The organism is Chitinivibrio alkaliphilus ACht1 (assembly GCF_000474745.1).
Taxonomy (GTDB): Bacteria; Fibrobacterota; Chitinivibrionia; order Chitinivibrionales; family Chitinivibrionaceae; genus Chitinivibrio; species Chitinivibrio alkaliphilus.
Map to the genome: position 1 here is coordinate 67970 of NZ_ASJR01000003.1, position 14240 is coordinate 82209.

General features: G+C 47.3%; 8 protein-coding genes. 7 read left to right on the forward strand and 1 reads right to left on the reverse strand.

Translation table 11 applies throughout. The features are described from left to right. The first annotated feature begins 106 nt into the window (after nt 1-106). From htpG to argC, 5 genes are all read left to right on the forward strand, one after another. Nucleotides 107-1987, forward strand: a complete 1881-nt coding sequence (htpG, locus tag CALK_RS02120) for a molecular chaperone HtpG (RefSeq protein WP_022635993.1) — start codon at nt 107-109, stop codon at nt 1985-1987. A gap of 89 nt (nt 1988-2076) precedes the next feature. Further along, on the forward strand, nt 2077-2904 hold the full coding sequence (locus CALK_RS02125) for a BUD32 family EKC/KEOPS complex subunit (protein ID WP_022635994.1): 828 nt from the start codon (nt 2077-2079) through the stop codon (nt 2902-2904). A gap of 120 nt (nt 2905-3024) precedes the next feature. Then, nucleotides 3025-4149 (forward strand): FlgD immunoglobulin-like domain containing protein, encoded by a 1125-nt coding sequence (locus CALK_RS02130; RefSeq protein WP_081697947.1) that lies wholly within the window; start codon nt 3025-3027, stop codon nt 4147-4149. Nucleotides 4150-4175: 26 nt separating this feature from the next. Next, nucleotides 4176-6737, forward strand: a complete 2562-nt coding sequence (locus CALK_RS02135; protein WP_022635996.1) for a glycoside hydrolase family 2 protein — start codon at nt 4176-4178, stop codon at nt 6735-6737. After that, nucleotides 6734-7690 (forward strand): N-acetyl-gamma-glutamyl-phosphate reductase, encoded by a 957-nt coding sequence (gene argC / locus CALK_RS02140; protein WP_022635997.1) that lies wholly within the window; start codon nt 6734-6736, stop codon nt 7688-7690. Before CALK_RS02135 ends, argC begins: the two co-directional genes overlap by 4 nt. On the opposite strand, the gene CALK_RS02145 is transcribed toward argC, so the two are convergent. Continuing rightward, nucleotides 7691-8440: a right-handed parallel beta-helix repeat-containing protein gene (locus CALK_RS02145; RefSeq protein ID WP_022635998.1), complete on the reverse strand. Its 750-nt coding sequence runs from the start codon at nt 8438-8440 to the stop codon at nt 7691-7693. 325 nt (nt 8441-8765) lie between these two features. Here CALK_RS02145 and CALK_RS02150 point away from each other — a divergent pair, with 325 nt between their 5' ends. Together CALK_RS02150 and CALK_RS11920 are read left to right on the forward strand one after the other, a co-directional pair. Further along, the gene (locus tag CALK_RS02150) at nt 8766-10337 is read left to right on the forward strand and encodes a glycoside hydrolase family 19 protein (RefSeq protein ID WP_022635999.1); all 1572 of its coding nucleotides are present in this window, start codon (nt 8766-8768) and stop codon (nt 10335-10337) included. 299 nt (nt 10338-10636) lie between these two features. After that, nucleotides 10637-14071, forward strand: a complete 3435-nt coding sequence (locus CALK_RS11920) for a S8 family serine peptidase (RefSeq protein WP_155851767.1) — start codon at nt 10637-10639, stop codon at nt 14069-14071. Nucleotides 14072-14240: the final 169 nt, after the last annotated feature.

A 14240-nucleotide genomic window follows, 5' to 3' on the forward strand; every position in this document is an offset into this window, starting at 1 on the left:
AGTACAATGGAGGTGTCCAAATATTCTCCAAAACCCCATGGGAGTTGTATCGGAGAGAAAAATAACGTATTTTTGGCACATTATACCATAAACGGAGGTGATTTTCATGGCTGAGAAGATGGAATTTAAGAGCGAAGCGAAACAGCTGTTAAACCTGGTAATTCACTCACTCTACAGCAATAAGGAGATATTCCTGCGGGAATTAATCTCCAATGCATCGGATGCGCTCGATAAATTGCGTTTCCTCTCTCTTACAGAGGAAGGGGTATCCGTAGATCCTGAATCGTTGCGCATAGAAGTTCGTTCTGACAAAGAAAATAAGCGTATTACCATTAGCGATAATGGTATTGGGATGGATCGGGATGATCTGATACAAAATATCGGAACTATTGCCAGTAGCGGCTCAAAGGCGTTTTTAGAAAAGCTGTCTGGGGATCAGAAAAATGATTCCAACCTTATTGGGCAGTTTGGGGTCGGTTTTTACTCAGCCTTTATGGTTGCAGGAAAAGTTGAGGTTGTATCAAAGAAAGTTGGTAATGATACAGCGTATCGCTGGAGTTCTGAGGGAGATACTACCTTTGAAATTGAAGAAGCGGGGCGTCTTGAGTCCGGTACAGACATCATTGTTCACCTTACCGACGAGTATGCTGATTATGCAGAGAATTGGAAATTGCGTTCGATAATCTCCAAGCATTCAAACTTTGTTGCCTTCCCCGTAATGCTTGAAAGCACAGATGAAGAGAAAAAGGGTGAGCTTGAGCAAATAAACGAAACAAAGCCTCTTTGGCTTAAGGATAGTAAAGAGGTTGAGGAAGCTGATTACGAAGACTTTTTCTCCTCTGCCTGCGGTGGGTTTGGAAAACCAATGAAAACCATTCATACCTCTGCCGAAGGGGTAATGTCATATAAGTCACTTCTTTTTATTCCCCAGTCACTTTCTCCCTTTGAGATGAATAATATTGAGCGGAAGCATGGAGTAAAGCTCTATGTTAAACGTGTATTTATCGATGACAACGTAAAGGATATCATTCCAGAGTACTTCCGCTTTGTTAAGGGTGTTGTTGATACGGATGATCTACCTTTGAATGTATCTCGGGAGATGATTCAGGAAAACCCTGTTGTGCGGAAAATCGGTAAGGCCTTGACAAATAAACTCTTCTCTGAAATTAAAAAGATGGCAAAAAAGAAGCCTGAGGAGTTTTCAAAGTTTTGGAACGAATTTGGACAAATCATCAAGGAAGGATTGCACACGGATTACGAAAACCGTGAAAAACTTCTTGAGATTGTGCGATTTAACTCTACCGCTGGTGATTCTGCAGAGTATCGTACCTCCTTTGACGAGTATGTGGAGCGCATGAAGGAGGGACAGAAGCATATTTACTACCTGTGTGGTGAAGATTACGAAAGCCTGTCAAACAGTCCTCATTTAGAGCTGTTTAAGCAAAAAGAGATTGAGGTGATGTTGCTTACGGATCCCATTGATCAGTTTGTCTTCCCCGGCCTTGGTACTGTCAAAGAAAAAGAGTTAAAGTCTGTTACGGCGGGAGATCTTGACTTGGGAGATCTTGACAAAGATGAAAAGGAAAAGGAAGAGCAGGAAGAAAAACGCCTGAAAAAATTTCTGGGTCGTGTAAAAAATATTCTTGATGACTCCGTTAGCGATGTTAAAGTAACCACTCGTCTTACAGATAGCCCCTCCTGCCTGGTTGCTGGTGAAGGAACCATGAATCCTCAGATGGAGCAGATGATGCGTGCCATGGGGCAGGAAGTTCCTGAGAGTAAACGTGTCCTTGAGCTTAATGGGACACACCCCATTGTAAATAGCTTGAATGAACTCTATAAGAATGATCCTCAGGGAGAGTCTCTGCAAGAGTGGGTGACCTTACTCTATGAGCAGGCTCTCATCGCAGAGGGAGGAAAGGTTCCTGATCAGGGAGCATACCTTCGTCGTGTAAATGGGCTCTTACAGGATGCATTGAAAAAATAAGCGTTCCAGAGTATATCCTCTCCGCTCCTTTACAAAAAGGGGCGGACTTTTTTTTGTATAGAAACAGCTATTCCACAGAAGGAGATGCCATGGAGGTGTACGACTCTTTTTTGAAAGAGCAGCTTTGCTCTCAGGAGATTGGGGTTGCGTCCTACGAGCTTAATCAGCGACGAGTTTGGGTGAAGCGAGCCTTAAAGCGGCACCCCTTCTGGGTGTATTTGCCCTTTTCCTTTCTTGGACACTTCCTGCGTGTGTCTGCCTTAACCCCTGTCTCCAATAGGGGGGGGCGTCATGCCATTGCCACGGAGGTACGCCGATTACGTCAACTGGGTGCAAAGGGCATTTCAGTGCCTACTATTCTTGCATCCTCTCCCGATGGCATTCTCCTTGCAGATGTGGGGCAAACTCGTGGTGGGGAGGTTCAAAATCTACGTACGGCCATGAAGAATGCCACCTCTGAGACCGAGATACTTGCGTGTATTGAATGTGGTGCCCGAGGGATTCGTTCCGTCCATGCACAGGGAGAAGTGCTGAGTGAGGCCTTTGCAAGAAACATTCTTCTTATAAACAAAGAAGACGTTTCCTTTATCGACTTTGAAACAGATCCACAGGAGTATCTATTCTTTGCTGATGCTGTTGTTCGTGATTGGACCTGTTTTGCCTTTTCCGTAATGCGTGGATTACAGCCTTTTCCAGAGGCGGAAGAGGCAGGGATGGAACTACTCTATTCAATTATTTCAGAAGAGCAGAAACAGGTATGTGCTACCATGGATAAACTTGGTAGAACACTTCCTGTGCTTCTTCGCTTCTTCCCCCTTGGTCTTTTGGGTACAGAGGGAGTTCGTATCGGGCGCCTTTCTACGTTCTTTTCATATTTTCATAGTCGGTATGGGGCTACACACTCTCTCGAGAAGTAGATACGAGCTGAGCAAAGAGGCGGGTTTTAGCCGGTTCCTTCGGTTTATACAAAAAAGATGCAAAAAATTGTGTATATTATATACTAGGTGAAGAATAACTACACCATTGGCAGAGGGGTTATGAGTTGTGGCACGATAAAAGGAATGTCTTCTATATGGGTATTGGTGTTTCTGCTTTTCTCCATTTCTCATGGGGAGAAATCAGCTCTTGTCGGTGATTTTACCGGCGATGGCCTTGTAGGGGCGGCAGATTTTTCTGTTCTCTATCGTGAGTGGCATACCTTTACTTCCACAGGACGACTTCGTTCAGGAGATGAATTAGCTCCGCTTCGTTCAGAAGCGACCCTGCCCTATACGCAAGAAGATGTGCGTGCCCAGGGACGGTTTGACAGCCTTGATATTGCGGTGTTTAAATCCATGTGGCAGTGGAGTACCCGCGAAATATCCTTTTCTCCACCTCCCACCTCGGGCGCTTCTTCACTCTCCATATCTCCTTTAAAAGATGGGCAGGGAGAACGTTTGTTTGTTGAATTATATGGAAAAGAACTTCCTCCTACAACGACAATACAGCTTTTTTATCCCGCAGAGGGTGCTTTGTCCTTGCGAAGCTGTATTTCTGCGGAACTTCTTGAGGGATCTCAGGCAACACCCCTTGTGTGGGAGAGTGTGTCCCGTGACGGAACGTTTGTACTCCTATCATCCCTTCGCATCGACACAACTTCGCCACTTTCCGGAACGGGAGATATAGCCGTCTTGGAGTTTGCGTTCCCCAAACAAGACGCCACCGAAGGAAGAGATTCCCTTTGGTATGCCCTGTATGACTCTACGGGAACTTCCTATGAATCAAACTGGCTTTGCGTCAAAGATCTATTTTCTTCGACCGCTGCATCTATGGATGTTCTGGTGGGGCCAAACCCTGCAAAAACTGCAGACACACCCTTTGGTGTACGTTTTGCGACGGATCCCCATATATCCTACGATGGAGGAGTTGTTTTTTCTTTTGTTCTTGGCGATAAAGCGCCGCCGCACACTGCCCATATCCGCATCTATGATGCTACGGGTACACGCCGTGTTTCCAGCAAGAATAGTCATAATACTGCAGGTATCCATAGTATATATTGGGATGGCCGTACTGCTTCGGGACGTCCCTTACCACCAGGGGCCTACAAGGCTATCATAACACTTTCCGGAGAGTTAGGGACGCACACCTTTGAACGGGTTGTGGGTATCCGCGAAACAAACTAACTGCTTTTTTACAAAGGTATGTATGTATGAATTATACAATTACGGACTGGCGTATTTCCATGCCCGGCGAGACAGGGTTTATTCCTGAAGATGTTGCATCTCTCTCCTTTGATGTTTCTCACTGGGTGCCTGCCAAAACCCCCGGAACAATTGTTGGCCATTTAAGTGAGGCCGGGGTATATGCAGATCCTTATATCGGAACGAATATGCAAAAACTGCCTGGGTATAAGGCGGATAAGACGACTCATTTTGCATTTCATGCCATGCCAAAAGATTCCCCCTTTCGTCACCCTGTGTGGTATCGAACAACCTTTGATGTGAGTGATGATAAGGCGCGGAACCGACGATATTTCTTACATTTCATGGGAATTAATTATCGTGCGGAGGTTTGGGTAAATGCAAAGCGAGTGGCAGGCACAGCATATCTATGCGGAAGTTATCGTCGGTATAAAATTGATGTGACGCGATATGTAAAACGATACGGAACGAACTGTCTTGCTGTTCAGGTATGGCCTCAGCGGCCTGATGATCTCGGTATTACCTTTATTGATTGGAGTCCTGTTCCACCGGATGATTCTGCCGGCATATGGCAGCCGGTTCATGTGGCTGAGAAAGGTCCCGCTACTTTGGAAGACCTTTTCCTTGACTATACCTTGTCAGATTCCTTTTCCGTGGCAAATCTATCGCCACGGGGGCGTATTCAGAACCATTCGTCCAAGCCATTTTATGGTCGAGTAGAGCTTCGTGTTGGAGCACATACTTTTCTCACAAAGCCCATTGAGCTTGCCCCGTATGAGGAGCTTTCTTTTTCTACAGATCTTTTTACTGTCCCCTGTGTGGTGGAACAACCTGAGTTGTGGTGGCCGTGGGATATGGGAGAGCCTGTGCAGTATCCGGTCTCCTGGGTGTTATATGAGACGCCGCAGGAAAAAGTAAGTGATGAGGCCGCCTTTTCTGTGGGATTTCGCCGTGTTACGGCACAGATAAATGATCATGGTGCTTTTCATATTACCGTCAACGGTGAAAAGGTGCAGATACGTGGAACAGCTTGGTCACCGGATTTGCTTCTTCGGCAGTCGAAAAAACAGGATGAGATTGATACGGCATATGTGCGGGCCATGAATTTGAATACAATACGCCTTGAAGGTAAACTTGGAAGTGATTATTTTTGGGAACAGTGCAATCTTCGTGGTATTCTCGTCTTGGCAGGCTGGGCATGCTGTACGCATTGGGAGCAGTGGGAGAAGTGGAAGCCCGATGACTACGGTGTAGCAGAGGCGTCCTTACGAGATCAGCTCCGCCGAATACGGAACCACCCTTCGTGTATTGCGTGGTTTTATGGGAGTGATTTTCCCCCCATACCTCCTGTGGAAAAACTCTATCTTCGGGTCTTGAATGAAGAGTATCCATCCTTGGTACATGTATCAAGTGCATCAGCCCATACATCTTCCCTCACGGGAGAAACAGGTGTCAAGATGTCTGGACCCTATGGATATGTCCCTCCCGCCTATTGGTACGATTCTGCTATGTCGGGGCATGCCGATTCCTTTAACACTGAAACTGGACCGGATGCGTCTTTCCCGCGGTATGAATCTGTTTGTAAGATGATACCCGATGCTTCTCAGCGCTATGTGGGATCCCCCGCGTGGAATCATCATGCGGGGCTTGCCTCCTTCATGGATACGGAGGTGATGAATTTGGCGATTGAGCGAAGATATGGGGTGTCACGGGAGGACTTACCCCGTTTCCTTGAGGCTGCACAATGGTGTGCCTATGAGGCATGGCGCGCTATGTATGAAGCATACAACCGGGAGTATCCTCGAGGTACGGGGGTGATTAGCTGGATGCAGAATGGTCATTGGCCCTCCCTTATTTGGCAGCTCTATGATTATTGGAACGTGCCGACGGGTGGTTTTTTTGGTGCTCAGAAAGCGTGTGAATTGCTTCATTGCCAATACTCCTATGATGATCACTCTATTTGGGCGGTAAACGCCGGACGATCATCCTTCCCTACTCTTACCTGTACTATCACGATATGTCGTGTTGACGGTACGATTTTTCATACAGAGAGTACGTCTTTCCATCTTGATTCATACGAACGGAAAGCCCTCTGTACCCCGCCGCTTCCTTCGGAAGAAGAGTTGTTTTTTCTCCACCTTACCATGACTGGTGAAGAGGGGGAATATTCCCGAAATGTCTACTGGCTTTCCACAGCTAAGGCAGATACATTTGTGCAGGAGCGAACCAAAGAGACGTGGTTTTACCAGCCTCTTGCCACGTGGAGTGACTTTTCTTCTCTGCAATCCCTTCCCCGTACGCAGGTTGTGGTTCGCCATCTTCCCGAAGAGAGAGCTGGTGGGGTGGTGCGTCTTACAAATAGCGGTTCGACTCCTGCCTTTGCAGTACAGCTTGATTTACAGACCCATGAAGGAGAACTTTTTGCTCCCCTTATTTGGAGTGATAATTTATTGACCCTGCTCCCCGGAGAGAGTCTCGAGGTTTCCTACCACTTCCTTGCAGATGATTGTCCCGAGGAGCCCGTATGCTTAGTTTTGAGTTCACCCAATAGTGAAAGCGAGATAGAATGAGAAAGCGAGTGTTTATTGATGGACAGGTCGGTACTACGGGCCTGCAGATACACGAACGGCTCAAAGAGCGTTCTGACATAGAAATTGTTGAGATAGATCATGAGCTGCGTAAATCTAAAACGGAGAAAGCGGCGATACTTAATTCGGTTGATCTTGCAATTCTCTGTCTTCCCGATGAACCCGCTCGTGAAGCCGTAGCGTTACTTGATTCTCATGCACACACGAAAATTATTGATGCATCCACAGCCCATCGTACTGCACCAGGCTGGACCTATGGCTTCCCAGAGCTTGATTCCTCTTTTCGTAATGCCCTTCGTGAGAGCAGGTTTATTTCAAATCCCGGTTGTCATGCAAGTGGTTTTATCGCCTTGATATATCCTCTTATTTCCGATGGCATTCTTGGTATAGAGCAGTGTCTAAGCCTTACTTCTCTTACAGGATATAGCGGTGGGGGAAAAGGATTAATTGCCGAATATGAAGAACAACGTTCGGAAAGTCATGCAGTTCCACCACGACCTTACGCCTTGAACCTGTCCCATAAGCATCTTCCTGAAATGCAAGGGCATACCGGGCTGATCCACGCGCCTCACTTTTTTCCTGTGGTGGGAGATTTTTATCGTGGCATGTTGGTATCGGTGCCACTGTTTCTCCGGGATTGCCACCGTTCTGTATCGGTGAAAAATATCCGAGAGATTTATCAGGAGTATTACGACCAAGAACCTTTTATGAAAGTGTATGAGGAGAACAGTGACTCTGTATTGGAAGCAGGGAAATTTCTTTCTCCCACGGCCTGTAATGAAACCAATACTATGGAGCTGTTTGTATATGGCAGTGAGGAGCAGGCCCTGCTCATGGCGCGGTTTGACAACCTTGGAAAAGGTGCCAGTGGTGCCGCTGTTCAAAATATGAATATTGCCCTTGGACTCGACGAACAGGTTGGCTTAATCTCGTAGCTATTCCTCAGGTGGTGAGAAGGTGATGCCATACTCGGGATGGCTACTGCTTTGGTAGTCACGTCGTCTTCGTCGCAAGGAGGTAATGCGGAGCTGTTCTGCGCGTATTCCTGCAGAGAACGATGTATCGGGAGCAGGGGATGCCACGGATCGCTCCACCTCCACGGTGCCCGGTGTGGCCACCATGCCTGTTGCAAAAAAGAGACTCGTGCTCACGGTGGGGGTTGCTTCTCCCGCAATATCCATGGCGCCCTGTGTATTTCGGATAAAGGAGAGGTTTTGGGCGGGAGGTGCCGTGCCAATATCTTCACCCTTAATGCCATGTCGCCCGTTATTCACAAAGGCGGTGTTGTGTACATGCGGCAGGTGATGAATGGAAATAATACCGGAAAGACGATTGTTTTCGATAATACAGTGGGATATTTCCACGCCTTCATGGTGTACCAAAATGCCATTGAGCCCACCCGTAATGGTGCTTCCGGAAATGGAGCTATTCCGATTCATGGTGAGAACAGGATCACGGTTTGTGCCGACAATTTCTGTGGTGTAGGGATTCTTACCTCGTACATGTATGGCCGGGGGAATTGTAATTGCTCCTCGGTAGGTTCCAGGGGCAAGATGCAGGGTATCGCCGGGGTTCATTTGCACAAACGCTTTTTCTAGGGATTCACCGGGGGATATATGATGGCCGGTGCCGGCTATGACCGTTGTGGCATATACGAGAAGGAATAGAATACTACCTTGTTTCATCGGGTGCTCCTGTGATATAGGTTCACATGTTCCTACAGGTAGTAATATATGTTTCTGTTTTGCTAAAATGACGACCAAGGGTGCTTTCCACATAATTGCTTTGAACTTTGTTTTTGCACTTCCGAGGCTTGTGAAAAAGAATCGGGAAAATGTGAATTTTCTCATTTTTATGGTAAAAACAGTAGCTGCTTTGTAAAAGCTTGTTCATTCTTCTCTTCTAATAATGAGTTGTGGTTTTCTTTTGGTTTGGGTATATATTATTTGTAGGTGATGGAGGGCTGTTCCACCATCTCAGATGACAATTTACCGTATTACTGGGGGGACTATGCGATATAGCCGCATTGTAGTGGGTGTTCTTTTTTGTGTATACACGACTGTACATGCCTTAAACATTATTGATAACGGAGATGGTACGTATTCCGTACGGAAGTCTGAGCTTCTTGCAGAAAAGCATGAGCAGATGGCTGACCCATTGTACGATGAAGTGAAAGAGACTGTCCGTACTATTCCAAACGAAGAGGTAGAACGCATAGAACCTGGTCGTACAGATAATCCGGCTAATGTTCGTCGCGTTGAGGAAATCGTCACGCCGGAGATTTGGGAGTATGTGTTTCCCCGACGGGCCGATGAGTACACTTATACCGGGTTTCTGCAAGCCGTTGGCAAGTTTCCCGCCTTTTGCGGCGACTATGATGATGGACGGGATGCCGAAGAGGTATGTCGTCGGGTGATTGCCACTTCCTTTGCCCATTTTGCCCAAGAAACCGGTATGGGCTGTGATTATACTGCGCGAGAAGAGGACTTACCCCGGTGGCGACAGGGGTTGTACTATGTCCGTGAAATGGATCATGAAGAGGGTGATGGTGGTTATAATTCGGAGTGTAGTGAGGATAATTGGCAAACTGAGAAATGGCCGTGTGGTGTGGATGAGTCGGGAAACTATCTGGGATATTTTGGACGGGGAGCAAAGCAGCTTTCGTATCATTACAACTATGGTCCTTTTTCAGAAGTGATGTTTGATGGCGATGCAACGGTGCTACTTGATAACCCCGGTCTCGTTGCAGATACATGGTTAAATCTGGCTTCGGCAATCTTTTTTTATGTCACCCCGCAGCCACCAAAACCGAGCATGCTTCATGTTGCTGATGGTACGTGGCAGCCCAACGAGGTGGATAAAGAGCAAGGGATAAAACCAGGCTTTGGTGCTACAATTAATGTTATTAACGGTGGGGTTGAGTGTGGCCATGGTGAGCGAGCACAGGCGGTAAACCGTATTCGGTATTATCGTGAATTTGCACCGCTCTTTGATGTTCCCATTGCAGAAGATGAGGAGCTTGGGTGTGAATCCCAAAAAGATTTTATCGTCGGTGGTGCCGGTGCCATGCTTATTCAATGGGAAGATGATTGGGAGTATCGAGAGGAGCGAGATATGGGAAACTTTCGATGCCAGCTGGTGGGATATCAGACACCGGAGTCTGCTTTGGTAGAAGGGGATTATCTGCGCTGTGTCATGCGGCATTACGGAGATATACTTACAATTATTGATGATGATGAGGTGCCTATTACGATTATCGATGATCGGGTGGAAGATGCCTATGGCAAACGAGGGATTGCCTTCCTGGAGAACCCTGTTTCTGTTGATCAGGGTGGTGCTTCCATTATGGTCGTGACAGAAGCTCCTGCAGAAATTCGTTTGGCAATTTATGATGCCACGGGAAACCTTCTTGATGAGCAGGATGATCCCCGTTCATATGCGGAGGCGGGATTGTTTCGATGGGATTTGCGAGATCATCGCGGGCGGTTGGTTCCGTCTGGGTCCTATGCGGTCATAGCAGAAATCTCTTTTGAAGATGGTCGTGTAGAACGATATAAGCGTGTCTTAGGTGTTCGTCGATAATCATCACATGCGTAGCGGGGGACGTGACAGTTCCCCTCCCTTCAAGAATCGGTTTAGCAAAGTCATGTTTGAATAGTTTGCAAAAATGATTCATACGAGGGGAAAAGAGAAGTCTTTGTACTGAATTATACGAAGATCTCAGGGGGGTGAACCATTTCTTTGAGGGGAGTTTTCTTGTTCACTGGCATAGGCAAACCCTTTCTTTTCACGATTTCTTCTTGTTCTTTTTTTATCAATTGCTCCTTTTCTCTAACGGGGCTATTTTAGAGGTATGTAGAACACAAATCTTTGGTGGGTTTATGAAGTATTTACACATGAGAGCATGGTTTCATGCTCTGAGTCGTCGCAGCTTTGTTTTTATTGCCCTGTTGGCTTTTAGTATCTTTGTTCAGTTGCAGGGGGCTCCCCGCAGAACTGCTGAAGTGCCACCGGTTGTACTCTCAGAAGTGTCAGATTCGGCCTATTACCCTGGGCGTATCCGCATTAAAGTGCGCGAAGAAGCACAAAAACTCCTCCAAAAAGAACCGCTTCGTACGGTGGATCACGGGGCGGTTCAAACGGGTATTGCCGATTTGGATGTCCTCAACGAGTCCTTTGCGGTATCACGATATAAGCAAACCTTCAGTGGCCTTGCTGAAGCAGCTGCCTTGCGGAGCCCTGCCGTGCGCGCACGCCATGAATTATGGGGGTTTTATCGTTGGTATGACCTCACTCTCAGCGATTCTGCATCGGTTATTTCAGCGGTAGAATCCTTTGCACAGCACCCCGATGTTCTAATTGCCGAGCCTGTCTATCGAATTGTACGGTATGGAGATGAGTCGCGCACCTGGCGTCCAAATGATCCAGAATTTACAAATCAATGGCATTACCACAACACGGGGCAAAATTTCGGTACTGTGGGAAGTGATATTTCGCTGAAAGAGGCATGGACCATAGAACGAGGGCATGCAGATGTTCTTGTTGCTATTATAGATGATGGGGTTGACCATAGCCATCCTGATTTACAGGGAAACATGTGGGATGGGATTGGAAAAAATTTTGCTGATGATCATACCGATGATATTATTCCCGGAAATCACGGTACCCATGTTGCGGGCACTGTGGCAGCTATGAATAATAATGGTATTGGTGTTGCAGGAATTGCCGGAGGTGATGAAACTGAGCGTGGAGTGACCCTCATGGGGTTACAAATTCTCGGGGGAGAGGAAGAAGCCTTTGGCGGTGGCGGGGTCGCCCCTGTTTTTGCAGCAGACAACGGTAGTGCCATATCTCAGAATAGCTGGGGATATGATGCGCCTGACGTATACAACCAAGCCGATCTCGATGCAATTGACTATTTTAATGAGCATGGTGGGGGAGCGGTGATGAATGGTGGTATTTCTATTTTTGCCGCCGGAAACGATGGCGAGAAGGCAGAGTATTATCCCGCAGCATATGAAGCAACTCTTTCTGTGGCAGCTACGAACAACAAGGATGAACGGGCCTCCTACTCAAACTATGGTGAAACCGTTGACATCTCTGCTCCCGGAGGTGGTTTTGGTCATCGTGTGATCAGTACGGTTGCCGGTGGCGGATACGGAGGAATGCAGGGAACTTCCATGGCCTGTCCCCATGTCTCTGGTGTTGCTGCACTTGTCCTTTCAGCTGCGCATCGTAATGGCGTAACCTTGGATTCAGAAGAGTTGCGCACAATTCTCTTGGAAACCACTGATCCGATTGATGATGAGAACCCTGACTTTATCGGAATGTTGGGAACAGGGCGTTTAAACGCGGCCGCAGCATTACATCGGCTTCAGGATGAGTATCTTCCTGATCTCATTGCTCCTGCTTTTTTTACTGCCTCTTCCCCTAATGTAGAGCGAGTTGAGCTTGCGTGGGAGAAGAATTCTGCGCAGCATGATGTGCTGATACTCCGCTCTGAAGACGCAGTGTTCGGTACTCCCGAAGATGCGTACTCCTATGCGCCCGGTGACTCCCTTGCTGGTGGTGGCGTTGTTGTGTATACTGGAGGTGGCACAGAGGTTGTTGATGAGGGGCTTCAAAAAGGAACAACCTATTACTACCGTGCATTTTCTGTAGATTCCGAGGGGGGGTACTCTCAAGCCTGGCAAAATGCTTCTGCCACAACATGGCATTTTACCGAAGCGGGAACAGCGGATGATCCTCGTATTATTGATAGTGAAGATAAATTGAAAGCCTTAAGTTCTTTTTCTCGCTACTGGGATGGTCACTATCGTCAAAAGGGTGATTTAGACGTGGCTGGAACGACAAAATGGAACGACGGTGCCGGCTTTATGCCCATTGGGAGTGAGGAGACACCCTTTACCGGAGCCTATCACGGTGGAGGTCATCGACTCGTAAATCTCACGATTGATGCCGGACAAGATTATGTTGGATTCTTTGGGTTTATCAAAGATGGGTATGTGGACAGTCTTGGTATTGTTGATGCCGATATTTCCGGTGGGAGCCAAACCGGGGCATTGGTCGGAAGTCTCCGTGGAGGAGAAATATACAGCTCTTTTACGACGGGGAACGTATCAGGTGCAATATTAACGGGTGGTTTTGTGGGAGGTGCCCACGATGGAAGTCGTATAGAAAACTCATATGCCAAAACCAGTGTGACGGGTTCTCAGTATGTGGGTGGGTTTATAGGCTCTGCACAAAAAGTAGAGTTGGAAAATGTCTTTTCCACCCAGAGTGTCGATGCAGATTTTGGAGCTGGAGGATTTGCCGGGACTGCTGGTAATGAGGCTATAGCTACTGCCGCATACTGGGATATGGAATCTTCCGCTGTGGCTACCTCAAACTTAGGTGAAGGAAAAACCACTGCGCAGATGACTGATTCTGAAACCTTTGACGAGTGGGATACAACCCAATGGATGCTGCCGGGAGAGACACACGAAGGCTACCCCTTTCTTCTGTGGGAGGATAAGAATACAATTCTTTTCACGGAGATTGAAGAAAAGGTGTTCGGCGATCTTCCCTTCATGCTTTCCGTATCTGCCAGTTCCGGTTTGCCCGTTTCTCTCTCCCTCTCTCGGGATGATGTTATCTCCCTTGACGGGACGGAAGTAACTATTTTGAATGCTGGGGAAGTAGATATTATTGCTACGCAGGAGGGGGATGATCTGTACGATCCTGCTGAGGAAGTTCGCCAAACCTTCACAGTACTTCCTGCACCGGTGAAAATCGAAATTCGTCATACCCAACAGACCTACGATGGGACGCCCCGTTCTGTATCGGTATACACCGAACCTGAAGATATTTCTCATAGTATACGGTACGACGGTGAAGAGAATGCTCCCTTTGAGAAGGGGACATACGAGGTTGTCGTAGAAGTGACGGAGAAAAACTATATTGGCGTGGATACTGCAGAGCTTCGTATTGAGGCAGAAACGGAGATTATCCATGTTGATACCATTGGGGACACACCGGGCAGAGCGGGACTATTTCCGGTGAAAAACCCCGCATCTCTTGCGGATGAACAGTTTAAATTTGCCCTCACTGCTCCTGAAGCAGTTACTGCCTCCATTCGTATTTTTGATGCCTTGGGTAATCTAATTGATACGCAGGAAGATCCTTCACCACAAGGATCGGGACATCTCTTTTCATGGGATATGACAAACCGTCGTGGTCAGCAAGTTGGTCCCGGAACCTATGTTATTATTGCCACCGTAGAAACAGAAACGGGGCAGGTACAACAGTTTCGTGAGGTTATTGGCCTACGGAAATAATGCGATCTATTGTTAGGGAGAGATTCTCTGTTGATACGGGGGGAGGCGATCTCCTCCCGTTTTCCTTTTCTGCCCCTTCTAAATGTAGGGCCCCCAACATATATTTATCAAAAACCGGTAGGTAGTATGGAACCCCATGAGAATACAAATTTGCATACCCCGTGTCGAA